Annotated in this window: 19 protein-coding genes and 2 pseudogenes; 4 read left to right on the forward strand and 17 right to left on the reverse strand. The window is 68.7% G+C overall.

What is annotated here, in order from left to right:
* Positions 1–7: 7 nt before the first annotated feature.
* The 8 genes and pseudogenes from AAFU51_16460 to AAFU51_16495 form a co-directional block, all read right to left on the reverse strand.
* Positions 8–448: a hypothetical protein gene (locus AAFU51_16460; protein ID MEO1572852.1), complete on the reverse strand. Its 441-nt coding sequence runs from the start codon at positions 446–448 to the stop codon at positions 8–10.
* 121 nt (positions 449–569) lie between these two features.
* Positions 570–1283, reverse strand: a complete 714-nt coding sequence (locus AAFU51_16465; protein ID MEO1572853.1) for an SDR family oxidoreductase — start codon at positions 1281–1283, stop codon at positions 570–572.
* A 133-nt stretch (positions 1284–1416) separates the two neighbouring features.
* Positions 1417–2490 carry a class III poly(R)-hydroxyalkanoic acid synthase subunit PhaC gene (gene phaC, locus AAFU51_16470; GenBank protein ID MEO1572854.1) on the reverse strand — a complete coding sequence of 358 codons (1074 nt, stop codon included), beginning with the start codon at positions 2488–2490 and terminating at the stop codon, positions 1417–1419.
* Between the two features lie 168 nt (positions 2491–2658).
* Positions 2659–2859 (reverse strand): annotated as a pseudogene (locus AAFU51_16475) (helix-hairpin-helix domain-containing protein).
* Positions 2860–2955: 96 nt separating this feature from the next.
* A pseudogene (locus AAFU51_16480) lies at positions 2956–4029 on the reverse strand (poly(R)-hydroxyalkanoic acid synthase subunit PhaE).
* A 56-nt stretch (positions 4030–4085) separates the two neighbouring features.
* Entirely contained in the window at positions 4086–4559 is a 474-nt protein-coding gene (locus tag AAFU51_16485) for a hypothetical protein (GenBank protein MEO1572855.1), read from the reverse strand.
* 305 nt (positions 4560–4864) lie between these two features.
* Complete coding sequence (fabG, locus tag AAFU51_16490; protein ID MEO1572856.1) at positions 4865–5632, reverse strand: 3-oxoacyl-ACP reductase FabG; 768 nt, start codon at positions 5630–5632, stop codon at positions 4865–4867.
* Between the two features lie 52 nt (positions 5633–5684).
* A complete protein-coding gene (locus AAFU51_16495) occupies positions 5685–6260 on the reverse strand; it encodes a winged helix DNA-binding protein (GenBank protein ID MEO1572857.1) in 576 nt (191 codons plus the stop codon).
* A gap of 219 nt (positions 6261–6479) precedes the next feature.
* Between AAFU51_16495 and AAFU51_16500 the strand changes: the two genes are divergently transcribed.
* Positions 6480–9716, forward strand: coding sequence for a two-component regulator propeller domain-containing protein (locus AAFU51_16500; GenBank protein MEO1572858.1), 3237 nt, complete (start codon positions 6480–6482; stop codon positions 9714–9716).
* Between the two features lie 40 nt (positions 9717–9756).
* Here AAFU51_16500 and AAFU51_16505 read toward each other — a convergent pair whose 3' ends face one another.
* Both AAFU51_16505 and AAFU51_16510 read right to left on the reverse strand, forming a co-directional pair.
* Positions 9757–9990 carry a hypothetical protein gene (locus AAFU51_16505; protein MEO1572859.1) on the reverse strand — a complete coding sequence of 78 codons (234 nt, stop codon included), beginning with the start codon at positions 9988–9990 and terminating at the stop codon, positions 9757–9759.
* A gap of 195 nt (positions 9991–10185) precedes the next feature.
* A complete protein-coding gene (locus AAFU51_16510; protein MEO1572860.1) occupies positions 10186–10326 on the reverse strand; it encodes a hypothetical protein in 141 nt (46 codons plus the stop codon).
* Between the two features lie 102 nt (positions 10327–10428).
* Between AAFU51_16510 and AAFU51_16515 the strand changes: the two genes are divergently transcribed.
* The 3 genes from AAFU51_16515 (at position 10429) to AAFU51_16525 (ending at position 14909) form a co-directional block, all read left to right on the forward strand.
* Positions 10429–11082, forward strand: coding sequence for a response regulator transcription factor (locus AAFU51_16515; GenBank protein MEO1572861.1), 654 nt, complete (start codon positions 10429–10431; stop codon positions 11080–11082).
* Positions 11083–11539: 457 nt separating this feature from the next.
* The gene (locus AAFU51_16520; protein ID MEO1572862.1) at positions 11540–13072 is read left to right on the forward strand and encodes a bifunctional metallophosphatase/5'-nucleotidase; all 1533 of its coding nucleotides are present in this window, start codon (positions 11540–11542) and stop codon (positions 13070–13072) included.
* Between the two features lie 154 nt (positions 13073–13226).
* Complete coding sequence (locus AAFU51_16525) at positions 13227–14909, forward strand: formate--tetrahydrofolate ligase (protein MEO1572863.1); 1683 nt, start codon at positions 13227–13229, stop codon at positions 14907–14909.
* Positions 14910–14953: 44 nt separating this feature from the next.
* Here the strand turns inward: AAFU51_16525 and AAFU51_16530 are convergent, their stop codons facing one another.
* The 7 genes from AAFU51_16530 to AAFU51_16560 form a co-directional block, all read right to left on the reverse strand.
* Complete coding sequence (locus tag AAFU51_16530; protein ID MEO1572864.1) at positions 14954–15793, reverse strand: DUF2262 domain-containing protein; 840 nt, start codon at positions 15791–15793, stop codon at positions 14954–14956.
* 49 nt (positions 15794–15842) lie between these two features.
* Positions 15843–16601, reverse strand: coding sequence for a hypothetical protein (locus AAFU51_16535; protein MEO1572865.1), 759 nt, complete (start codon positions 16599–16601; stop codon positions 15843–15845).
* 183 nt (positions 16602–16784) lie between these two features.
* The gene (locus tag AAFU51_16540; protein MEO1572866.1) at positions 16785–18251 is read right to left on the reverse strand and encodes a TolC family protein; all 1467 of its coding nucleotides are present in this window, start codon (positions 18249–18251) and stop codon (positions 16785–16787) included.
* Between the two features lie 38 nt (positions 18252–18289).
* A complete protein-coding gene (locus AAFU51_16545; protein MEO1572867.1) occupies positions 18290–19579 on the reverse strand; it encodes an HlyD family efflux transporter periplasmic adaptor subunit in 1290 nt (429 codons plus the stop codon).
* Between the two features lie 11 nt (positions 19580–19590).
* On the reverse strand, positions 19591–21894 hold the full coding sequence (locus AAFU51_16550) for an ATP-binding cassette domain-containing protein (protein MEO1572868.1): 2304 nt from the start codon (positions 21892–21894) through the stop codon (positions 19591–19593).
* 237 nt (positions 21895–22131) lie between these two features.
* Complete coding sequence (locus tag AAFU51_16555; protein MEO1572869.1) at positions 22132–23190, reverse strand: hypothetical protein; 1059 nt, start codon at positions 23188–23190, stop codon at positions 22132–22134.
* Entirely contained in the window at positions 23183–23614 is a 432-nt protein-coding gene (locus AAFU51_16560; GenBank protein ID MEO1572870.1) for a thioesterase family protein, read from the reverse strand. Before AAFU51_16560 ends, AAFU51_16555 begins: the two co-directional genes overlap by 8 nt.
* Positions 23615–23660 lie beyond the last annotated feature (46 nt).

Genomic DNA, 23660 nt, shown 5'->3' on the forward strand with positions numbered 1-23660 from the left:
CGCAACACTACTCGTCGCCGGATTTGTCAGACTTGGGAGGCGAATCTGCTTTGTCAGGCGATGCGTCCTCCGGCGGCTCAAACGCTTTCATCCAGGCGGCCTGTGCCTGAAACGTCTCGCGCATCGCGTCCTGCCAGGAGGCCATCATCTCAGAGGCGACCTCCGTGGCTTCAGCGGTCGAGGCGTTTGATTCGTGGAGGCGTTCGAGGCGGGCCTCGGCTTCTTCGAGCTTGCGGCGGAGCTGCTCGGTGCGGTCGAGCAGGTCGAGATAGCGCTGGCGCGGGACCATGCCGATGGCGCGGTACCACTGCTCGGTGGCGGGCTCGTCCTCCTCGCCGCTGGGCAGCGCCGCGCCGCGCGCGATCTCGACCCACGCCTTCGCCGCCTCGCCCGCGCCCTCGGCGACGAGCCGCTGCCAAGCATCAAACGGGTTCGGAGCGTCGGACATGGGAGTGTGAGGGTTTGAGAGTATGGGGGTGGGGATGTGTGAGCGTACAGGATAGGCTTGGCGGTTCGGGTCGACGACTACCCGCACACACCCATACCCCCACGCTCCCGTACGCCCAAGCTCACGTGTGGTGGCCGCCGTTCACGGCGACGGTCTCGCCGGTGATGAAGCTACCCGCTTCGGGCGAGAGGAGGAACGCGCAGGCCCAGGCGATCTCCTCGGGCTTGCCGAAGCGCCGCATCGGGATCTGGCGGATGATCTTCTCCTGCACCTTCTCCGGGATCGGCTTGAGCATGTCCGTCTCGATGAAGCCCGGCGCGACCGTGTTGGCGCGGACGCCGTAGCGCGCGCCTTCGAGCGCGAGTGCCTTCGCCAGCGAGATCACCGCACCCTTCGAGGCGGCGTAGTTCGCCTGCCCGATGTTGCCGCGCTCGCCGACGATCGACGAGATGAAGACGAGGGCGCCTTCTTTGCGCTCGTACATCTTCGGGAGCACGGCCTTGACGGCGTTCCAGGAGCCAGTCAGGTTGATGTCAATGACCTGGTCCCAGTCGTCCTGCGTGAGGTTGGGCGCGAGGCCGTCGCGCGTGATGCCCGCGTTGCAGACGACGCCGTAGACCGGGCCGAGCTCGGCCTCGACCTGCTCCATCATGGCGGCCATCTCGTCGGGCTTGGTGACGTCGGCCTGGATGGGGAGCGTCCCGGCCTCGCCGGGGCTGCTGCGGTAGTTGTAGGCGACCTTCGCGCCGAGGTTTTCGAGGAGCGCGACGATGGCCGCGCCAATTCCACGGTTGCCGCCGGTGACGACGACGACTTTGTCTTCGAATCCGAGCATGGTCGGAGAGAGCGTTGGTGATGAGAGCAAGGGACCCGCGCCGACTCGCTGCCACGAGGCTCGGCTCAGGGGGCGAAAGGAGAGGAACGATGCTGCCACATCGCTGCGCGCTCGCCCCGGCGCGCGAAGTTGGTTAGCGCTCCTTCAGCCAGTCGGCGATGAGCGGCGGGAGCGTCTTCTGGACCTTCCCGCTGACGTACATCCCGATGTGGCCCACGGGGAAGTTCGCCTCGGTGTAGTCGTCCGTCCCGACGAGCCCGGCGAGCGCCTTCGACGACGCAGGTGGGACGAGGTGGTCGGCGTCGGCGTAGACGTTGAGGACCGGCATGGTGAGGTTGCCGAGGTCCACGGTCTGGTCGCCGACCTCGAAGTCGCCCGTCATGAGCTTGTTGTCGCGGTAGGCCTGCTTGATGAACGCGCGCCACGTCTCGCCGGCTTGGTCGGGGCTGTCGAAGATCCACTTCTCCATGCGGAGGAAGTTGAGCAGCTTGCGCTCGTCGTCGAGGACGTCGACCATCTCGACGTACTTCTGGAAGAAGAGCGTGAACGGCTTCAGCATCAGGTAGCCGAAGTTCATCAGGTCGCCGGGCACGTTGCCGAGCGCGTCCGCCATGAGGTCGGCGTCCATGTGGCGGCTCCACGCGTTGAGCAGCCCCGCCTCGGGCGTCGCCTCAATGTGGAAGTCGACGGGCGCGACCATCGTGACGAGGTTCTTGACCTTCTCGGGATGTAGCGACGCATAGCACATCGAGAAGACGCCGCCCTGGCAGATGCCGAGCACGTTGATGGCGTCCTGGCCGCTCGCCTCGCGGATGTGATCGACGGCGTCGTTGAGGTAGCCGTTGATGTGGTCGTCGAGTGTGTCGTAGCGGTCGGCGCGGGTTGGGTAGCCCCAATCGATGAGGTAGACGTCGAGGCCGAGCGCGAGGAGGCTACGCACGAGCGAGCGGTTCTCCTGGAGGTCGACCATGTACGGCCGGTTAACGAGCGCGTACGTGATGAGGAGCGGGACGGGGTGCGGGCTCTCGACCTGCGGGGTGTAGCGGTAGAGCACCACGCGACCGTCGTGCCAGACGGCCTCCTTGGGGGCGGTGCCGATCTGGATGTCGGCGGTGTCGATGCCCTGGAAGGCGCGCACGCCGGTGGCGAGCTTCTGGTTGAGGTCCGTCAGTTCGCGGACGGCGGCCGGGGCGAAGTCAGGTTGCATCGGTAGCGGGTCGAGGGTCAGGAATCGCAGGTCAGGAGGCGTGGCGGCTCCCCCCGTTTCGCTCTCCCTGAAGGGTCGCGAAACTGTCCCCCTCACGTGTGAGGGGGACAGCTTGACCGCCGTCCAGGCGTGTCAAGCGGGGGGAGCGTCGGTTGGCAGCGTCGTCAATCATGCCGCGAGCGCTTTGGCGTCGGCGATCACCTCGGCGAGGCGCTCGTCGTCGAAGAGACGGTTGCCGATCACGGGCGTGAGGGCGGCGGGCGTGGCGGCGGCGAGGTCGGCGAACGTGGCGAAGCCCGCTTGCTGGAGCTTTTTCGCGCGCACGGTGCCGATGCCGCTGATCGCGGTCAGGTCGTCGGGCTTCGGTGCGGCTTTGGGTATGGCTTTGGGCGCTGGTGCCGGCTTCGCGTCCGGGGCGTCGCCGAGCTGCTTCTTGAGCGCAGCGACCTCGCGGCGGAGCGCCTTGATCTCTTTGCGCGCGCCGTGGAGCAGCTTGAAGGCCTCGTCCACCTCCGAGCGGGTCGGCTGGTCGTTCATCTGTTGGAACAGCTCCGCGACAGCGCGGCGCTGCTTGCGGTAGCGCATCGTCGCGGCGACCAGCTCGTTCTGCTGCTCGATGTAGGCAGGCTCGCGGAAAGCGTCGGTGAAGACGGCGTCGGCCTCAGCGGTCCAAAGGCGCGTGAGGGCGCGGAGGCCGTCGACGGGCTCGCCGTCCTGCGCCTTCTTGCCGAGTGCTTGTGTGAAGCGCTCGACCGACTTCGTGAAGAGGCCGCCCATGAGCGTCTGGTAGCGCGCCTGCTCGCGGAGGTAGCCCTGGTAGGCCGCAATCGCCTGTGCGATCTCCTCGTTGAACTCGCGCGTGAGGCCGAGGCCCGGGCTGTTGAGTACGCGCCCGAACGAGCGGTCGAACGTGCCGACCATCTGCTCGAAGAGCGCCGCGATAGGCACGTCGCCTGTCTCACCCTCACGTCTGTTGGGGGCTTCCGCCTGTGCCCAGTCGCGGAGGCTGTCGAAGGGCATCGTCATGGCGGCCCACGGCGTGCCGGGCGCGGCGGCCTGCATCTCGCCAAAGAAGCGCTGCGCGACCGTCTGGAGGTCGTTCGCGGCCTCCATCGCGGCGGCCGTCACCGTCTCGATCTGCGCGCGGACCGACTCGTTGAAGCGCGTCGCGGCCTCAGCCGGGTCGGTGCCGGCGGTCAGGCTCTTCGCCATCGTCTGCCACGCCTGCGCGAAGCCGGTCGCGACACCTGCCATCGTCTTGGCGCGCTCGGCGGTCCGCTCGGCCGTCTGCTGGGCGATGGGCGCGGTCTGCTCGCCCCAGGCACTCATCATGCGCTCGGTGGCCTGCTTCCACTGCGCGTCGAGGGCGCCAAGCATGTCCGGGGAGACGTTCCCCGCCGCCTGCTGCCACTGCGCCGTTATCTGCGCTGTCATTTTTTCGGCGAGCTTCTTCTGCGCCTCGGTCGCGGCCTTGAACGCTGGGTGGTCGAAGAACGCGGCAGGGTTGAAGTCGGGCGGGGCTTGGCCGTTGGTCGCCATGTCGGGAGCGGGCGTGAGGAAAGAGAGGGGAGGTAGCAGGCGCGTCAGCCGGCGTGCTACTTGGTCTTGAACGCGGCGAGGGCGTCGTCCATCGCCTCCTGGCTCTGGGCGACCCACTGCTGCGTGACGTCTTGCCAGGTGGCGAAGGCCTTGCGGGCCTCCGTCTCGGCGTCGCCGGTGAAGGCGCGGAGGTCCATGCGGCGCATCGCGTCGAACCACTGGCTCCAGAGCTGCTGCTGCGTGGCGGTGAACTGCTCGTAGGCAGCCTTGCCCTGGCGCAACTGCTCATGCGCTGCTTCGGGCAGCCCGTCGAGGTCCGCCATCTGCGCGGTCCAGGCCTCGAAGAAGTCGGCCTGTGTCTCCATCGACTTGGTGACGGACGACTCCCACGCGGCGAGCGTCTGCTCGAAGGGTTTCGTCGCGGCGTTGGCGGTGAAGGGGGCCATCGCGTCCATCATCTGCTCGACGATGCGCTGCTGCGACTCGGCCCAGGAGCGCATGGTGTCTTGGGTGTGCGTGATCCAGTCCATAGCGAAGTCCGGTTTGGAGAACGAGGGCGGTGCGTGGGCGCAAGTAAAGCGTCCCAGATCAAGGGCGTGCGAAGGAAGGGCTTACACTCTAGCGAAATTTCGCTGAAGCAATGCGAGGGCAGTATCCCCCGCGCCCAGACTGCGCTGCGACAGCCATCCGCCCGATGCGCTGCCGGGGATCTCCCCACAGGGCTGGGTCGCAGGTCGAGCGCGGATCTAGCGATCCGCTGTCGCAGGTCGAACGTCCCCTCCGAAGCTGGTAAACGCTTCGACCTGAGGCCTTCGACCTACGACCCCAGACCGCGTTACAGCACCAGCCCGCCGTCCACGCTCAGCACCGTGCCGGTCACGAAGCCTGCCTCGTCGGAGGCGAGGAAGAGGTAGGCGTTCGCGATGTCGCCCGGCTGGCCGAGGCGCGCCATCGGCGTCTTGTCGACGAACATGTCGAGCACCTTGTCCGGCACGCTGCCGATCATGTCGGTCTGGATGAAGCCCGGCGCGACGGCGTTGACCGTGATGCCCTTGCGGCCGAGTTCGCGCGCCCACGTCTTCGTCATGCCGACGACGCCGGCTTTCGTGGCGGCGTAGTTGGTCTGGCCGAAGTTGCCGTAGAGCGCCACCACGGACGCCGCGTTGAGGATGCGCCCGTGGCCCTGCTCGATCATCGCCGGGATGACAGCCTGGGTGGCGTTGAAGACGCCCTTGAGGTTGACGTCGATCACGAAGTCGAAGGCCTCCTCGGACATCTTCTTGAGTGTGGCGTCGCGCGTGACCCCGGCGTTGTTGACGAGGATATCGATGCGGCCGTAGGCGTCGAGGGCAGCCTGCGCCATCGCCTGCGTCTGCTCGGGCTCGACGACGTTGGTCTGGACGAAGAGGGCGTCGTAGCCGAGGTCGCGGAGGGCTTGCGCGGAGGCCTCGCCCGTCTCGGCGTTGATGTCGGCGAGCACGAGCTGCGCGCCTTCCTGGCCGAAGCGGATCGCGGTGGCGTAGCCGATGCCACGGCTGCCGCCAGTGACTACGGCCACGCGGCCTTCGAGGCGGGAGCCCGTGCGGGCGTCAGGAGCTTGCATGAGGGTGGGGGATAGCGACGCGCTGCGCGTCGGGGTGATGGAGGAGGGAGATTTAGGCGTCGGGGCCGGGCACCGACGCGTCGGGAGCCGAAGCAGGCGGGGCCGCCGGGGTCACCTCGATGTCGGTCGCCGCGACGGCGTCAGGGCGCAGCGAGTCGCCACGCTCTTGCCACGTGGTCGTGAACTCGGCGAGGAAGCGCTCCATCAGCCCGTAGAACGTGGTCATCCGGCGGAGGTGCTCGGCGGCCCCGTCCACCAGGGCCGCGCTATCCTCGGTGGCAGCCGAGAGAAAGCGCTGCGCCACGGCGCGGCTCTCGCGCACCGTGGCCATGTTGAACGCGAAGGCGTTGAGGAAGAAGTCGCGGTGGACGGTGTAGTAGTCCTTGCGCGGCTCCGGCCCTTCAACCTTGCGGATGAGGTGCTTGTTGGCGAGGTCGCGCGCGGCGATGGAGACGGGTCCCTTGCTGCGCCCGAGCAGCTCGGCGATCTCGCCCAGCGAGCGGGCCTCGGCCTGGCTCATGAGCAGGCCCACGATGAGCGCCTGGAGCCGCCGGAGGCCAAACGACTCGTAGAGCGCGCTCACCTCTTCGATGAGGCGGCTTTCAGTGGGGCTGAGCTTGGGCGACATGGGCAACCACGGTAGACAGGTTCGCGAGAGTTGCAACATACATATCGTTTGAAATATTTCAAATTTAAATATAAAAACGCTTCCGGGCGACCTGCTCAGCTCGCGCGAACGGTCCGCTGAAGCGCCCCGCGCATCGAACCGGACGTATTGAACCCGCCTGCGTCTCCGTTTACTTTGCCGATGCCTCCACCACCCGGCTGCCGCGCCGTCGCCTTCCCCATGCCCGTTTTTTCCCCTCTCCGCATGCGAGCGCCCGGCTGGAGCGTCTGGGCGCTGGGTTTGCTGGTGCTCCTGAGCGGTCCCCGCAGTGAAGCGCAGCGCACGGGCGACGTAGTGGCCGCGTTGGAGTTCGCCCCGCCAGTCGCGCCGAAGACACTTGCCTCGCAGGCCCTCGACCGCCTCCGCTTCGAGCGCTCCGACGCCCTCGCCTTCGACCAGTCGAACTTCATCACCACGCACCTGCTCGACCGCCACGGCTTTGTGTGGATGGCAAGCGAGGGCAACCTGTTTCGCTTCGATGGCTACACGCTGCGCACCTACGGCCCGGACCCGGCCGACCCGAACTCGCTGCCGTCCGATGTGATCTATGGGCTCGCGGAGGCCCCAGACGGGCGCCTGTGGCTAGCCGCTGTGCCTGAGTCCCTGATCCGCTTCGACCCAGTGACGGAGAAGGCCGAGACGTTCGACACGCCGCTTGCCATACGGAACCGCCGTGTGGCGGTGGACTCGACCGGCTTGGTGTGGTTCATCAGCCAGCCTGTTGATGAGGCGGTACCTGGACACCGCCTCTACCGGCTCGACCCCGCGACGGGACACTCCGAGGTCGTGCCGCTCGACGCACCGGATGGGCTCCTCGTCAGCATTGTGGACATGGAGGCCAGCGCCGATGGGCACCTGTGGCTCGCCACCACCGAGTACGGAGCCATACGGTATGATGTCTACGCGCGCCAGGCGCACTTCTATGACGCGAGCCGGGGGCTCGACACGCCCATCGCGCGGGTGCGGGTGAGCGCAAGCGGAGCCGTGTGGGCGCAAGGCGACGGCAGTCTCTATGAGTACGATGCCACCGCCGACCGCTTCACACGGCGCCTGACGGGGCCGTTGCTCGACTGGCGTCCCAATCCGTTTCTGTCTGGCTGCTATGTGGACGCGCTCCGCGTGGCGTGGTGCTACCGCGTGGACGACGGCACGCTCGCCGTCCTCGACGTGGACACGGGCGCGGAGCGCGTCTTCACCTACGACCCCGCTGACCTGGACGGGATTCCCGGCATGGGCATCGGGCGCGTGTTCGAAGACCAGGCGGGCGTGCTCTGGATCGCAGGCCTCGGCGGTGTGCGGCGGGTGACGGGGCGCCAGGGCTATTTCACGCGCATCAACAACGCGCCGACGACGTTCCTGCGCGCGGGCACGGGCCGCGACGGAAGCCTGCTCGTCGCGGAGTTCTGTGGGGATGTCTTCAGGCTGGAGGGGACGCTGCTCGTCCCGCATCCGCTCGTCCCGCTCGGGCTCGGTCTGTGCGCGATGACCGTCACGGAGACCACGGATGGGGCCGTGTGGGTCGGCACCTGGCCGTGGCAGGCCGGACAGGGCGGTGTCTATCGCTTCGACCCGGACGGGACCTATCGCTACTTCGTCCACGACGACGAGGACCCGACTTCGATTGCCATGCGTGGCGTCCGGGCGATCCTCGAAGACCGGACGGGCCGGATCTGGATCGGCACATCGAGCACGCTCGACCTCTACGACCCCGCCACGCAGACCTTCTCACGCGCACCAACGGTTGGCGACGGGTTCGCCGGCGACGACGTGTGGGCGCTTGCCGAGGCCCCCGACGGCACGCTCTGGGTGAGCTACTACGCCGACGGCGTCGAGCACTACGACCCCGCCACCGGCCGCGTCCTCGCACGCTACCAGCACGACCGCACTGACCCGGCCACGCTGGGCGCGGACGTAGCGTCGTGGATCGAGCCCTCGCGACAGGACACCAACACGGTCTGGATCGCGACCTGGGGCGGCGGCCTCAACCGCCTCGACCTCAACAGTGGGCTCATGAAGCGGCTCACGCCGCGCAACGGCCTCCCCGACCTGCAGGTCAACCAGGTGCTCGAAGATGACCGGGGGCGCATCTGGGCGACAACGCCGCGCGGCCTGGTGCGCCACGACCCGGCCACGGGCGCGCTCCGCGTCTTCGGCCAAGCCGATGGCCTCCGCGCCTACGCCGGGCTCGCCGGGTTCAGCCGCCTCGGCGACGGCCGCTTTGCCCTCACCGATGGGCGCACCTTCGAGGGCAATGGCCAACTCTTCGTCTTCCACCCCGACTCCATCCGCGACGATGCAACGACCGCCCCGCTCGCGCTCACCGCGCTGGACGTGCAGGGGCAGGCCCGCCCGATCGCGCCGCAGCCCGATGAACTCCGCTTCGCCCCCGCCGACGAGGTGTTCGGCCTCGAGTTTGCCGCGCTCAACTATGCCGACGCTGAGCGCATCCGCTACCGTCACCGCCTGGACGGGTTCGACAGCGACTGGATCGAGGTCGGCACCCGGCGCTATGCGGCGTACACGAACCTGCCACCCGGCCGCTACACGTTCCGTCTGCAGGCCGACCTCGGCGCCGGGTGGGGCGGCACGTTTGCGGTGCCCGTGGTCGTGGAGCCGTACTGGTGGGAAACCGCCTGGGCACGCCTCTCGGCGCTGCTGAGTGCAGTGGCCCTGGGTGTGCTGCTCGTGCGCTACCTCGCCACGCGCCAACTCCGCGCGACGCTGCGGCGGCTGGAGGTCGAGCGGCGGCTCCAGGACGAGCGCGAGCGCATCAGCCAGGACCTCCACGACCACGTCGGCGCGCAGCTCTCGACCATCGTCTCCGGCATCGACCTCGCGCGGCTGGCCTCGGCCTCGCCCAACCAAGGCGACGGGGCACCTGCCAAGGCGGTGTCCTATCTCGACCGTCTCGAAGCGCATGCGCGCACCACAATGGCACAGCTCCGCGAGACGATCTGGGCGCTCCACCACGAGACGGTGACGCTCCAGGCCTTCCACGAGCGGCTCTGCACCTATGCCCGCACGCAGGCGGGCCTGCGCCCCAGTCCTCCCCGCATCGACTGCCGTCTCCACGCTGCCGACCCGGGATGGACGCTCACGCCGATGCAGGCGCTCAACCTCTACCGCATCGCGCAGGAGGCGGTAGAGAATGCGCTCAAGCACGCCGCTGCGCAGCACCTCACCATCGACGTGCAGGCGGCAACCGACGCGCTCATCCTCGTCGTGGAGGACGACGGCGCCTTCGCCGCGCCGCGGACCGTGGGTGCTACCGTGGCCGACGACCTACGCGGCTTTGGCCTCGATGGCATGCAGCGTCGTGCCGAGCGCCTCGGCGGCCGCTTCGCGATGGACACCGCCGCTGGCACGACGGTCCGCGTGGAAATACCATGGGCACATGAGGAGCCGATGAGAGGGTGAGCCCGCGTTCTCCGAAGAGCACGGGATGTCGTGCGGCATCCTACCGCTGCCGCAGTTTGCGTGCAGCGTAGCCGGCGCCGGCCAACGCCAGCAGCCCCAGCCCACCGTCGATGGGTACCTGCGGCGGATTGGGCGGCAGCGTAGGTACGGCCTCGGCAGGTGTTTCCTCAAACGCGGGCGGCGATGTGGACGGCGCAGCCCAGTCGGGGAGGCTCTGCGCGGCAGCAGGCAGGGCGAACAGGAGGGTGACAGCGAGAGCGGTCAGGCGAAGCATGGCGGTGTGCAGATCGAAGGGGACGAGCCAGGAGCGGCGGGAAAGGTAAACAGGGGGGCGCGGAGCAGCGTGCTTCACAACGAGCGTGCGGCCCACTTTGGCCTCGCGGCTCGCAGCCGTCGCCGACCCTACGCACCACATATACACGCCACGCGCGAGTGGCGCCGCGTCCACGCCGAGCGTGTGCCACCCCGCCTACTGGGCGCCGTCGTGCACCACGAGTACCCCGCGACCGAGCACGCCGCAGACCGCCACGCGCACCGTCGCAGCTTCAGGCAGGCCGCAGTGCAGCGTGGTCTCGTCGGCTACCGGGGTGCTCGGGAAGCGAGTCGCCAATCGTTTCCCCGCTTCCGGGGGTTGTTCGCGGACGCAGGATTTCGGAGTCTGTGTGCGCTTGCCCCCTCTCACACGCCCCGGCTGCGCTAGACCCCGATTGCCATGCCCGTTCGCCTCGCCCTCGTCGAAGACCGCGCCGACGTGCGCCGCCTGCTCACCGAACGCCTCGGCTTCTTCGACGATGTCGAACTGGTGCTCGTCGCGCCGAGCGCGGAGCTGTTCTTCGAGCACCTCGCCGAGCTGGACGCCACGGAGGGCGCGGCGCTACCTGAGGTCGTGCTCATGGACATCGAGCTGCCCGGCATCGACGGGATCACAGCCACCATGCGACTCAAGGGCGCGCACCCGGCCATCGAGGTGCTGATGCTGACCGTCTTCGAGGACGAGGAGCGCATCTTCGCGGCCGTGAAGGCTGGGGCTTCGGGCTACCTCCTCAAGGACGCGAGTGCAGGCCGCATCGTGGGCGCGGTGCTGGAGGTGGCCCACGGCGGCGCGCCCGTCTCGCCGCTCGTGGCGAAGAAGCTCCTCGGCTACGTGCGCGGCGACGACGCGGGCGAGGACCTCGGCCTCACCAACCGCGAGCGCGACGTGCTCGACCTCATCGTGGAGGGCCTCATCGAAGACGCCATCGCGGACCGCCTCTCGATCAGCCCACACACGGTCCGCTCGCACATCAAAAACCTGTACGAGAAGCTGCAGGTCCATAGCCGCGCCGAGGTGGTGCGCGTGGCCTACCAGCATCGCCTTATCCGCTGAGGTGACGCCCACCCGCCGTGCGCCTCTACATCCACCCGCAATATCCCCTATTGGGGGGATACCGCTGCGCCTGTCCACGATGCATCTTATGCCGTGCCGGTCCCGTGGGGAACAGGACCAGTCACCTGCGCTCGCCCCCTGACCTCGTGCTGGGCGACTGCTCCTCGCCGACTCCCGGCGAGGCGCGAGGTCGGACGACTGTGGTGGGCGTCCGGCCTCGCTTTGTGGTGGGGCAACGGCTCCCCCCGCTTGAAACGCCTGCAACGGCGGTCAAGCTGTCCCCCTCGGAATCGAGGGGGACAGTTCGGGTTGTCGTGGGAGCGTAGCGACCGTCAACCCGAACGGGGGGAGCCGTGCGGAGCGAAAGACCGGGTGGCTGTTTACGATGACCCGCTGACCGCATGGATCGCGCGTGCATCCATACCCCCTTTCTCTCTCACCGGACCACGCACGCGCCATGTTCCGCTTCCTCTCCCCCCTCGCGCTCGCCGCGCTCCTCGTCGCGCTCACCGCGTGCGGCACCGTTCAGCCTGTTCAGGACGTCGTCGAAGAAGACATCGAGATGGTCATAGAAGACGCCTCCGACGGGCGCGTCCACGTGACCATCCTCCAGGTGAGCGACGTGCAGGAGATCGTGCCCGCCGAGGGTGGCAAGACGGGCGGCCTGGCCCGCGTCGCCGGGCTGCTGCGCGAGCTCGAAGCCGCCAACCCCAACACGTTCGTCATGGTGCCGGGCGACTTCTACAGCCCGTCGGCCATCGGCACCTCGAAGGTGGACGGCGTCCGCCTCAACGGCCAGCAGATGGTCGCCGTCTTCAACGCGATCGGCGTCGACTATGTGACGTTCGGCAACCACGAGTTCGACCTCAGCCGCGACGACTTCTACCGCCGCCTCGACGAGACCGGCTACAACATCGTCTCCTCGAACGTCACCGACGAAGACGGCGCGCTCTTCCCGAAGACCGCCGCCCACGAACTCGTCACCGTCACCGACGAAGACGGCACCGTCACGCTCGGCGTCCTCGGCGCGACCATCGGCCTCAACGTCAAGGACTACGTCCGCTACATCCCAATCCTCGATGGCCTGCAGGCGCAGGTGGACGCCATCGGTGACCAGGCCGACGTGCTCATTGCGATCACGCACCTCTCGCAGCAGCAGGACGTCACCATCGCCGAGCTGATCCCCGAGATCGACATCATCCTCGGCGGCCACGAGCACATCAACATGGAACTCTACCGCGGCCCCGACTTCACGCCGCTCTTCAAGGTCGACGCCAACACGCGCTCGGTCTTCGTCCACCACCTCTACATCGACCCCGAGACGGGCGACATGGACCTGGACTCGGAGCTGGTCCCGGTCACGGACGCGCTGCCCGAGGACCCCCAGGTGGCGGCCGTCGTGGACGAGTGGGTCAACATCGGCTTCCAGGGCTTCCGCGACGCAGGCTTCGACCCCGACGCCGTCGTCGCCACGATCGACCAGCCGCTCGACGGGCGCGAGATCAGCGTCCGCTTCCGGCCCACCTCGCTCACCGACCTGATCGCCGAGGCCATGCTCGCCGAGGTCCCCGACGCCCAAGTCGCCGTCTTCAACGGCGGCTCGATCCGCATCGATGACATGCTCTCGCCGGGGCCGATCACGCAGTACGACATCATCCGCGTGCTCCCGTTCGGCGGCGAGATCCTCACCGTCGTGATGCAGGGCGAGTTCCTCGCGCGCGTCCTCGATCAGGGGATCGCCAACCGCGGAATCGGCGGCTTCCTTCAGACGGCGGGCGCACAACCCACGCCCAACGGCTGGCTCGTCGGCGGGGAACCGCTTGACCCCGATGACGCCTACCGCGTGGCCATCAACGACTTCCTGCTGAGCGGCCGCGAGGCCAACCTCGACTACCTCACGTTCGACCACCCCGGCGTGACGCTTGTCGCCGAGGGGGTCGACATCCGCATGGCCGTCATCGGCGAGATGCAGCGCCGCGCCGACGGGTGAGGTGAAGTTCGAAGTGAGAGGTCCGATGTGAGAAGTAGGTCAGAGCCCGGGCGCTGAGCCTGTGCCTGACGCCTCAGCGGGGGTTCCCCTCGCACAGACATTGAGTGATGCGAGGTAGGGTGGAGACGGTTCTCCCCCAAACCTGTCTCGTTCCATGGAAAGCAGCATTGAGCTCGCCCAGGCGGCGACGCTCCGCCCCATCCGCGAGATCCGCGACGGCCTCGGCCTCCACGAAGACGACTTCGACTTCTACGGCCGCCACGTTGGCAAAGTCCGGCTCTCGGCGCTCGACCGCCTCGCCGACCAGCCCGACGGCCGTCTGATCCTCGTCACGGCGATGACGCCGACACGCTTCGGCGAGGGCAAGACGCTCACGTCCGTCGGCCTCGGGCAGGCGCTCGGGCACCTGGGCAAGAAGGGCGTCGTGGCGCTGCGCGAGCCGTCGCTCGGGCCTGTCTTCGGCATCAAAGGCGGGGCGGCGGGCGGCGGCTACGCGCAGGTGCTGCCGATGGAGCAGATCAACCTCCACTTCACCGGCGACCTCCATGCCATCACCGCCGCGCACAACCTCCTCGCGGCGATGCTCGACAACCACGTCTTCAAGGGCAACGACCGCCGCCTCGACGTGACACAGCTGCTCTGGAACCGCGCGCTCGACGTGAACGACCGCGCGCTACGGCAGACCGTCGTGGGGCTGGGCGGGCGCGTCAACGGCGTCCCGCGCGAGTCGGGCTTCGTCATCACGGCCGCCTCGGAGGTGATGGCCATCCTCGCCCTCGCGCAGTCGCGCGCCGACCTCAAGCGGCGGCTCGGCAGCATCGTCGTCGGCTACACGCACGGCGGCGACATCGTCCGCGCCCGCGACCTCGACGCCGCCGGAGCCATGGCCGCGCTCCTCAACGATGCCATCGCGCCCAACCTCGTCCAGACGATGGAGGGCACGCCCGCGCTCGTCCACGCCGGGCCGTTTGCCAACATCGCGCACGGGACCAGCAGCGTCCTCGCCGCGCAGATCGCCCGCAAGACGGCCGACTACGTGATCACGGAGGCGGGCTTTGGGGCGGACCTCGGTGCGGAGAAGTTCTTCGACATCGTGTGCCGCCACGCCGACCTGTGGCCCTCAGCGGTGGTGCTCGTGGTGACGGGCCGCGCCATCAAGCGGCACGGCGGCGTGCCGACCAAGCCCAGCGACCTCCTCACGAGGCCGCAGCCGGAGGCGTTCCGCAAGGGCCTCGCCAACGTGGACCGCCACCTCGCCAACCTGCGTCGCTTCGGCGTGTCCGTGGTCGTGGCCATGAACCGCTTCCCGTGGGACACGCCCGACGAGATCGAGATGCTGCGGGCGTTCTGCGACGAGCGCGAGGTCGCCTTTGCCACCCACGAGGCGTTCGCTCAAGGGGGTGCGGGGGCCATCGACCTCGCTGAGACGGTGGTGGCGGTGGCCGACGCGAACCCCGCGCCAACGCCGCGCTTCCTCTACGACCTCGCTGCATCGCCCGAGGAGAAGATTGAGGCCATCGCGACGGAGATCTACGGTGCGAGCGGAATCTACTTCGAGAAGCGCGCGCGCAAGAAGCTGGAGCGGTTCGTAGACCTCGGCTTCGGCGGCCTACCCGTGTGCATGGCGAAGACGCAGAGCTCGCTCTCGGACAACGGGAGGCTCCTCGGCGCGCCGACCGGCTGGCAACTCACCGTCTCGGATGTCAACCTCTCGGCCGGGGCCGGCTTCCTCGTGGTCGTCTGCGGCGATATGCTGCTGATGCCGGGCCTTCCCAGAGTCCCCGCCGCTGCCGGGATCGACGTGGACGACGCGGGGCGCATCACTGGGCTCTTCTGAGCCAGGGTGGGATTCCGAGCACCGCATCGGTGCTTTCCGTTCGCTTACCCCGCCAGCGTAGTCTCGGTGGGGCCGTCGGCGAGGGTGCCGCGCACGAGGACGGCATGGCCTGCGAAGAGGTCGCCGTCGTCGTACCAGAACTCGAACGCGCCATCAGGGGCGCACGCGATGGCGTCGAGCGTCATCCGCGCAACGAAGGCCTCGGGCGTGTCCTCGGTGTCGTCGGGCTGCCGCCAGCCGCCGTCCCAAACGTCGAAGAGCGTGGCCGCGCAGGCCTCGACGCGCGCATTCCAGGCGGCTTCGTCCGTCCACAGTTGCTCGGCGGTGGCGAGCGCGGGCGCGAAGTCGTCCGCGTCGATATAGCCCCGCAGACCCAGGTTGAGCGTGAGGCGCACGGTCGTCTCGCTCCACGTCGCGGTGCTCTCCATCCAGCCGAGTTGCTGGTCCTCGGTGAGCATGCCGAAGCGGGCGGTCTCCATCGTCTGCGGCGCGCGAAGGCGCTCGGCGAGGTCGAGGAGGTCGTCGTCGGCGTGCTCGAAGCGGTCGCCCAGGCCGAGGTCGTCGAGGAAGACAGCGCGGGTTGCGTCGTCGGACAGGAGCAAGGTGATGCGCACCTGACCGCCCGGTGGCACGTCCGCGATCCACGGGTGGCCCGTGGGTACCGGCCGCAAGACGGTCAGCGCTCGCTCCACGAGTGGGCCGTCGACGCGCCGCCATGCGACGAGTGTAAACAGGTGGACGAGGTAGCCGTCGTGGACGCCCGCGCCCTGGCTTCGCATCGAGACGAGACCCTGCACGGTGGCCGGTTCCGCCGAGTAGGTCGCCCCCGACACGTCGACATCGGTGAGGTTGGCGAGGCCCGGCGGGTGGTAGGCGGCGCGCATAGCAGAGAACGGGTAGCGGGGGAGTCGGTGGGGCGAGAGGATACGGCGGTTACGCGGTCCGCACGAAGCGGACGATCTCGCGGAGGTGCTCTACGAAGCGCCGGTCCTCGGTGACGGTCGCCAGCGCGGCCCGATACTCCTGCTCTAGCCGCGCGTGTTCCTCCCTGTTCCCTACTCGCAGGCGCGTCACGTCGGACACCAACTCGGCGAGGTCATCGACTAGTGTCTGCACCCGCTCCTGCGTCGTGCTTGCCCAGGAGGTGTCTGCTTTCAGGTCGAGCGTCGCTTCGAGCGTGTCCACGCGGCGGCGCAACTCGACTACGTCCTCGCGGGGATGCGTCACCTCCTTGCGAAAGGTCCGCACCTGCTCTGCGAGGTAGGCATAGGCACGGGCGCCCGGCCGCACGAAGGTCAGCGCTGCCGCGAGCGCCGCGCCTGCATAGCCGACCGGGCTCCAGCCTGCCGCCGCGACCGTGTAGAGCCCGCCCGCCGTGAGCACGTGCAGCGCCAGCGCGACCCCGAGCGCTTGCCGCCCAACCGCCGCAATGCGCGCCTGCTTCGCCGCATCCACCTTGATGCCCCGTTCCGACGACACCGCCGCCTCGCGCACCGCCGCCCGCGCCGCGAAGTGCACGTTCCAGGGCACCGTCGTGACCAGCAGCAGCCACCACACGCTCACGATGCCAACCACCCAGTCCACGAGGTCGCCCGCGGGGATGTCGAGCAGGTTCAGAGTGACGAGGGCGACCACGACGAGGAGCGTGAGCACCACGGCGGCGAGGAGGTAACGAGTGAAGTCCCGGTACATGGATTCGGCAGACCAGTGATTGGAGTTGACATTGTCAACATACAATAAGATGTAGACGTTGTCAACAATAGTACTGCGCTCTCGCCGCCTCTCGAACTCAGCGGGACGCATCGAGTCCATCGATGCCTCCCACGTCTGCACTGCAACGCTGTGCGCGGCGTTAAACCACGAGACACGGCGGCCTCATCCATCGCCGATGGTCCCGGTAGCCCACCGGAAGGTGGCGTCGGCCTTCAAGACATCGATCCGGGCTGCGATGCGCTCCTCGCGCGCCTCGGCGAGTGCCTGCTCGCGCTGGTTGACGAGGAAGAGGGTGCTCTCACCCAGCTCGAAGCGTCGCTGCTCGGCCTCCTGGAGGCGCTCAGCCAGTTCCACGCGGCGCTCAGCGGCCGCCACGCGGCGCAGCGACTGACGCAGCGCCACGAGCATGGCGTCTACGTCCGCGCGGATCGCTCGCCGGGCGAGGTCCTGCTCGAAGCGCAGTGCTTGCACCTCGATCTCGGCCTGCGCCACCTCGCTCCGACCGCGGCGCAAGAAGAGCGGCTGGTTGATCTTAAAACCGAGCTTCACGTCGGTCACGCCGAGCGGATTGTCGTCGTACGACACGACCTGCGCCTCCAGCCGCAGGTCGGGGCGAAGCTGCTCGCGGGCGAGGCGCTGCTCCACCTGCATCTGCCGCTGCTCCAGCGCCACCTCGCGGAGTTCGGGCCGTTGGTCTAGCGCCGTCGCCACGGCGAGCGCCGAGTCTGGTTCGGCGGGGAGCCCCGGGAGCGCGGGCGCGGTGTAGCGCGAGGTCTCAGGGGTGCCGTCTTCGTTCCACAGGAAGACGGCCAGCTTGACGCTCGCTTGCTCGGCCTTGCGGCGAGCCTCGGCCACCTTGCCCTCGCGGCTGACCACGGCCAGCTCCGCCTCGACGCTGTCGACGGCGGCGGTCTCTCCGGCCCGCGCCTGTCGCACCACGAAGGCGCGCCGCTCGGCAGCCAGCGCCACCAGCTCGCGGTTGACCTGCAAGATCTGCTGCGCCTCGACCCACGACCAGAACGCGCGTGTGGCGTCCAGCAGCAGGAGGTTGCGCCCTCGGTCCTGGAAAGCCTCGGCGAGGCGCGGTGCGAGGCGGGCCTTTTCGAGTGCCGCGCGCCGCGTGTTGGTGCCAAACCCCTGCAGCGGCGAGAACGACAGGCCGAAGCGCGTCTCCCCAGCAGGCGACGTGCTCACCGACGGGTCGATGCTCGACCCTAGCCCGCGCCGGTAGTCGACCATCAGGCTCGGGCTCATCGGCAGGTCGAACGGGAGCGTCACGCCGCTGCGCAAGATGTTGAGCTTGTCTTTGTTCTCCTCGGTCTTGTACTCGTAGCCGGAGAGCAAGACGGGATCGAAGGCGCCGCGGGCGTCGAGCAGGTCGGCGCGGGCGCGGTCAGCCTCCAGGCGCAGCGCCCGCGCTGCCGGGTTGGTCCGCAGCACTTGGTCGAGGAAGGTGTCGAGCGTGAGCTCCGGGCAGTCGCGTCCGGGCTCGCAGCGCGCGTCGGCTCGCGCATCGTCCTGTGCCAGCGCTGCCGGAGCGACGAGCAGGCCGAGCGCGAGTACGAGGCAGGTCCACCGTCCCCACTCTCCACACCCTACGCCCCACAGGTGGCCCAGAGCGCTTCGCATCGACATCGTGCAGCGGTGACGTGGCATGGACCCGGCGCTCATTCGCGGACGGGGATCTCGGGCGGCAGGCCGTTCATGCGGCGCCAGATTTCGTAGCCGAGCGAGACATCGGACAGCATCACCCAGCCGGCGACCGACGAGCCCTGGCGGAGGTAGCTCTGGTCTGGCCACGCGGGCAGCGCGCCTGACGTGTCGGGCACCACGAGCAGACGGTAGCGCCCCATGCCGTCGTCCACGGGGTCGATGACGCGCACCGTGCCCGTGAAGATGCCGATGGAGACGCCGGGGAAGCCTGCGAACTGCAGCGCCGGGAAGCCTGCGAACTGCAGTTGCACCCGGCTCCCGGGCTCGACGATGGCGGCGTCCATGCTGCTCACGAACAGCTCGGCGGCCTGGTCGTCCGTCTCGGGCACGACGAGCGCGAGCTGGTCGCCCGCGGACACCGTCTGGCCCGGCCCGGCCTCGCGCACCCGAGCGATGGTGCCATTGATGGGGGCGCGCACGACGGACGCCGACTGCCGCTCCTGGGCATTGTCGAGCCGTAGGTCGAGTTCGGCCTGGCGGGCTTCGAGCGCGCTCGTCGCGCGGTCCACGTCGAGGCGGGCCGACTGCACCTCCTGCTCGGCGGCGGCTTGCTCGGCGGCGGCGGCGATGGAGTCGGCGCGGGTCTTCTGGAGGGCGAGTTGCTCGCTCTCGAACGACCGCAGCGAGGTCAGCCCGTCAGCGTAGAGCGCCTCGATCCGCTGAAGGCGCTCCCGCGCCGTAGCGGTTTCCAGCGTGACGTTCTCTAGGCGAGCCCGGGCGGCACGGAGCTGCTGCTCGGCCTGCGCGCGCGTCTGGCGCGCGCGCGCCGTCTCTAGCTGCAACACGCGCAGCTCGCTCACCCGCGACGCAGCGATGCGCTCCACGAAGCGGCTGTCCATGAACGACGTGCTGATGTCTTCGAGTATGGCGATGGTGTCCCCGGCCGCGACGGCGTCGCCCTCGTCCACGTACCACCGCTGGATGCGCGCGGAGATCTGCGCCTCGACCGGCTGCGGGCGCGCCTCGGGCGAGAACGCCGTGACGGCCCCCGAGCCTGAGACAGTCTGCTGCCACGGCGTCACCATCAGCGCGATGGCTAGCAGCGCGAGGGTCACGAACGAGCCGAGCATCACCCGGAGCGCCATCTTCGGTGTCTCGGCGGCCTGCAGCGCGCTCGAGTGCAAGCCGTAGGGCGACTCGTGCGGCGGAATATGCCCGGCCAGCCGCTCCGTGGGCGGGCGGGCCTCCCGCCAACTCCAGAGGGGCTGGCTGGCTCCGTCAGACGAGGTGGATGTGGACGACATGAGGCAGGGCGTCAGGCGGATGTGGGCTGGCTGGTGCGAAGCGACGCGACGAGCTGAGGAAAGTGCTCGCAGAGGAACGCGTCGGGCTCGTGGGCCAGCGCGCGGGGTCTCCCGCTCCACACGACCGAGCCGCGGTCGAGCACGATCACATGGTCGGCGCGCTCCACGGTCTCGGGGTCGTCGTCGGTGACGGTGATGAGCGTCCAGGCGCCGTGGGCGTAGATGCGGTCCATGAGCTTCTGCTTGACCGGCTCCTCGATGCCGTTGAACGCCTCGTCGAGAATGAGCACGCGCGGCTCCCCGATGATGGCGCGGGCGATCATGATGCGGCGCACGAAGCCCTGGGCGAACTCCAGGCCTGCCGAGGTGACGGCCGTAGAGAGACCGTCGCGCAGCCCCAGCACGTCGTCCTCCAGGTCGGCCATGTGGAGCGCCTGCTGCATCTCGGGGTAGGTGAAGTCGCGGCCCATCGTGATGTTGTCCTCCAGCGTGCCCTTGAACAGCTCGTCGGTGGAGAGCGCCATGCCGATGTCCCGACGGTAGGCCTTGAGGTCGAGGCGGCGGATGTCGTGCCCGTCGAACGTGATGCGGCCGCTCTCGGGCTTGTGGAGGCGCACCAGCGTGCGCGAGAGCGTCGACTTTCCGGCTCCGCCGACGCCCACGACGCTGACGTGCGTGCCAGCCTCGGCACGGAACGAGACGTCCCGGAGCGCAGGGCGGCTGCCGTAGCCGACGGTGACTCCGCGCAGTTCGAGCGTGGCGGGGCCGGTCCTGGCGGGCATCGGCTCGCCCCCGACCGCTTCGAGTGGCTTGTCCGTGATGTGCAGGATCTTGCTGATCGCCGTGAGCAGGTCGTACACCTGGTCGAAGAGCTTGACGAGGTTGAACCCGGCCCCCGTGAGCGACACGATGACGAGCTCGGCGGCCACGAACTGCCCAAGCGAGATGTCGCCGCGCGTGACGAGGTAGCCCCCGATGCCGAGCGCGATCCCCACCACGAGCGCCCGGAAGACGGCCGCGCTCGCCAGCTGCCGCCCGAAGATGCGGAAGTGGTCACCGCGGGTGCGGACATAGCGCGCCGCGAGGCGATCCGTGCGGGCGTGGACGTACGACGTGGCCCCGTTGAGCTTGAAGCTCTGGTGGCAGCGCGAGAGGTCCTCCAGCCAGTGCGCCATCGCGTACTTCGTGCTCGACTCCCGGAAGCTCGTGTCGAGCGCGTTGCGCCCCAGGCCCCAGATCAGCACCGGCGTGAAGAGAACCGCCAGCAGCCCGACGACGAGGAAGAAGGGGCTGTAGATCGCCAGCAGCACCAGGCTCACGAGCGCAACGAGTGAGTACGACAGCCCGTCGATCAGGAGCTTCGCGAGGCTCTTTTGCATCGTGATCACGTCGAAGAAGCGGTTCATCAGCGCGGGGCCGTACTCGCCCTCCAGCGCCGAGCGCTTCATCATCGGGATGCGGTAGGCGATCTCGAGCCCCGTGGCAGCGAAGAGGCGGCGCTGCAACACATCGACCGTGTAGTACTGCAGCATCGTAAAGATGCCGTAGAGCAGCAGCCCGACCGAGATCGCGGCGCAGAAGATGACAATCTGGTTCGTGAACGTCCCCATCGACACCGCGTCGATGATGCCCTGCGAGGCGAGCGGGATCGTGAGCGAGAAGAGCGCCACCATCACGGCGTACATCGTGACGGTGACGATGTCGCTGCGCTCGTCGCTCATCAGGCGGAGCAAGCTCTCGAACGTCTCCCGGGCGTTGTCGAGCCGGTCGTGCGGGTCGATGTCGGCGGCGTGGTCGCTGTAGAGCGGCGGCGCGTGCGTACCGTCGTCGAGGAAGCGCGGGGCCTGGCCCTGCAGGTGGAGCACCTGGATCTCGCCGGGGTAGGCGCGGGCGAGCTCGTCCACGTTGTGCCGCTCCTGGGCGCCCGGACCGAGGTTCTGCACCGTGATGCTGCGCGCGAACGTGTTGACCTCCATCACGAGGCCGATGTCACCCGCAGGCAGCAGGACGAGGTCGTCCACGAGCCCCCGATCCAGCAACTCGTCGGGCGCGATGTCCTGGTGGACCACCACAAGGCCCTGCGCCCGGGCAAACTCGGCCAGCAGCTCGAAGAGGGCGAACGACGAGATCGGACGCGACTGCAGGAACGAGCGCAGCCGTTCGGGAGCAATCACGCGGTCGGCGCGGCGCTGGAGGATGCCGAACGCCTCGATGGCCTGCTCGCGCAAGCCGCGATGGCCCGACGCGCTAGCCGTACCGGCTCCGTTCGACGGGCCTACGGTGGATGCGTCGCCGTTGTGCGGTGGCTGGGACATAAAGGTGGGCGTTGGGTGCCACACCGTCGCGGGAGCACGCAGCACGGGCCGAACGCGGGTGGCTTGCCGATGGGCTCGGCATTGAGCCCAAGAGGTGACGGGCTGCGCACAGGCCGCGGTTGGGCGAAGAGAGGAGAGTGCCGGCGACCCCGCGCACCAGACGGGCGCTGTTGTCGCGAAACACCACGCGTAGTAGGACGAGCGAGACACCGGGATGATCCGAGGCGTCCGCGCGCGCTACCAATCCGTGGTGGTCCAGGTGCCGTCCTGCCACGCCACGAGACAGCCGTGCTCTTCCTCCCAGATGGGATAGAAGACGAACCGGGCGAGGCGACCGTCGGCGCTGAGCAGGACCTCGCGGAAGCCAGCCTGCTCAAAGGCGGTAGCGGGCGTTGCGAGGTCGAACGGGTCGTCCATCGGGTTCTTGACGACGCCGTAGTCGGTCGCGTCCGCGCAGAGCCGATAGTGCTCGAAGAGCAGCGCCTCGATGCGCGTGCGCTCAGCCGTGCCCATCGCCACGAGGCCGTTGACGAGCGTCACGTGGCCGTCCGTCAGGCCGGACGCTGGGGTGTGCTCCGCTGGCTCGCCCTCGGCGTCTTCGTTGTCGAGGCGCAGCGCCGTGATGCCGTCGCCGAGCACGGGCAGCACGAGGTGGACGACAGGGAGATCGTAGTGCGAGTCGCCAGGCTGGACGAGGGGTTCGACCTCGGCGCGCGTGTAGCGCGACCGCTGCTGGGCAGGCGTTGGGACGGGCGGCGGAGGGGGCGGCTCGGCGGGCTTCAGCGGTGCGGTCTGCCGGAAGGAGGCGACGAGGCCCTCAACGAGCGGGTCGTAGGGCGCGCGGTCCGCGAAGGCGCAGCGGAAGGCGAACTCGTAGACGTGCCCCTGCGCCAGCACCCCGACCCAGCGCTGGTAGCGCTCGAACGATTGCTTTCCGTCCCAGCCGCGATCCAGCACGCGGTACGCAAAGTCGAGGGCGGGTTTGCCGTCGATCGTGCGCTCGGTGCGATGGAGGCGGGTGCAGTCGGCGCGGTAGACGGTCGTGTAGATGTCCGTCAGGCTGTCGAGCACGTCTTCCTCGAAGCGCACGCGCCAGTCCTCGGCGTTGCTACGCGGACGGTAGCTGTTGCGATGGTCGACGTCCAGCCAGGCGTGGAGGTCGTCGGGAGGCTTGACCTGGAGCGCCTCGGCGTAGCGAAACTGCTGGTGCTCGCTGAAGAGAGGCGGGACGCGCACCGCGAAGCTGCGCAGCGTGATCTCCGGCCACGCAGTCGGATCAGTCGGGGTGTCAGCCATCGGCCTGCGCTGCCAGCCGCTCCGCCAAGCGCTTCTCGATAGCCGCGCGCAGCACGTCCGGTATCGCCACGGGCCGCTCGGTCGTCCGGTCGACCCACACCATCGTCGACTCGCCGGTAGCAACGACCGTATCGGGGTCGCCGTCGAGCGTGAGCACGTAGCGATTCGTGAGCGACGTGCGCCCCGGCGGGTCGGCATCGACGTGGACGAGCACCGTGGCGGGTGCCTTGATGGGGCGCTTGAACTGGCAACTCGCCGCGACGAGGACGGGGCCGTATTCCTTCGTCACCCACGGCAGGTCCAGCTGCTCCATCGCCTCGATGCGGGCTTGTTCGAGGTAGGTAAAGTAGACCGCGTTGTTGACGTGCCCGAAGGCGTCCTGGTCGGCCCAACGGGCGGGGATGCGAGCAGTGTAGAGGGGCATGGAGCGTAGCGGTGTGGCGGTGCAGCGGTGAGGCAGTGGATGAGCA

The sequence above is a fragment of the Bacteroidota bacterium genome, assembly GCA_039821555.1.
GTDB lineage: Bacteria > Bacteroidota > Rhodothermia > Rhodothermales > Rubricoccaceae > JBCBEX01.

Bases quoted from the DNA above. Each gene is read 5' to 3' on its own strand.
- AAFU51_16535 (MEO1572865.1), bottom strand. From the start codon at position 16,601: ATGTACCGGGACTTCACTCGTTACCTCCTCGCCGCCGTGGTGCTCACG.
- AAFU51_16495 (MEO1572857.1), bottom strand. From the start codon at position 6,260: ATGTCGCCCAAGCTCAGCCCCACTGAAAGCCGCCTCATCGAAGAGGTG.
- AAFU51_16485 (MEO1572855.1), bottom strand. From the start codon at position 4,559: ATGGACTGGATCACGCACACCCAAGACACCATGCGCTCCTGGGCCGAG.
- AAFU51_16540 (MEO1572866.1), bottom strand. From the start codon at position 18,251: ATGCGAAGCGCTCTGGGCCACCTGTGGGGCGTAGGGTGTGGAGAGTGG.
- AAFU51_16530 (MEO1572864.1), bottom strand. From the start codon at position 15,793: ATGCGCGCCGCCTACCACCCGCCGGGCCTCGCCAACCTCACCGATGTC.
- AAFU51_16560 (MEO1572870.1), bottom strand. From the start codon at position 23,614: ATGCCCCTCTACACTGCTCGCATCCCCGCCCGTTGGGCCGACCAGGAC.
- AAFU51_16525 (MEO1572863.1), top strand. From the start codon at position 13,227: ATGGAAAGCAGCATTGAGCTCGCCCAGGCGGCGACGCTCCGCCCCATC.
- phaC (MEO1572854.1), bottom strand. From the start codon at position 2,490: ATGCAACCTGACTTCGCCCCGGCCGCCGTCCGCGAACTGACGGACCTC.
- AAFU51_16545 (MEO1572867.1), bottom strand. From the start codon at position 19,579: ATGTCGTCCACATCCACCTCGTCTGACGGAGCCAGCCAGCCCCTCTGG.
- AAFU51_16460 (MEO1572852.1), bottom strand. From the start codon at position 448: ATGTCCGACGCTCCGAACCCGTTTGATGCTTGGCAGCGGCTCGTCGCC.
- AAFU51_16515 (MEO1572861.1), top strand. From the start codon at position 10,429: ATGCCCGTTCGCCTCGCCCTCGTCGAAGACCGCGCCGACGTGCGCCGC.
- AAFU51_16465 (MEO1572853.1), bottom strand. From the start codon at position 1,283: ATGCTCGGATTCGAAGACAAAGTCGTCGTCGTCACCGGCGGCAACCGT.
- AAFU51_16550 (MEO1572868.1), bottom strand. From the start codon at position 21,894: ATGTCCCAGCCACCGCACAACGGCGACGCATCCACCGTAGGCCCGTCG.
- AAFU51_16520 (MEO1572862.1), top strand. From the start codon at position 11,540: ATGTTCCGCTTCCTCTCCCCCCTCGCGCTCGCCGCGCTCCTCGTCGCG.
- AAFU51_16505 (MEO1572859.1), bottom strand. From the start codon at position 9,990: ATGCTTCGCCTGACCGCTCTCGCTGTCACCCTCCTGTTCGCCCTGCCT.
- AAFU51_16555 (MEO1572869.1), bottom strand. From the start codon at position 23,190: ATGGCTGACACCCCGACTGATCCGACTGCGTGGCCGGAGATCACGCTG.
- fabG (MEO1572856.1), bottom strand. From the start codon at position 5,632: ATGCAAGCTCCTGACGCCCGCACGGGCTCCCGCCTCGAAGGCCGCGTG.
- AAFU51_16500 (MEO1572858.1), top strand. From the start codon at position 6,480: ATGCCCGTTTTTTCCCCTCTCCGCATGCGAGCGCCCGGCTGGAGCGTC.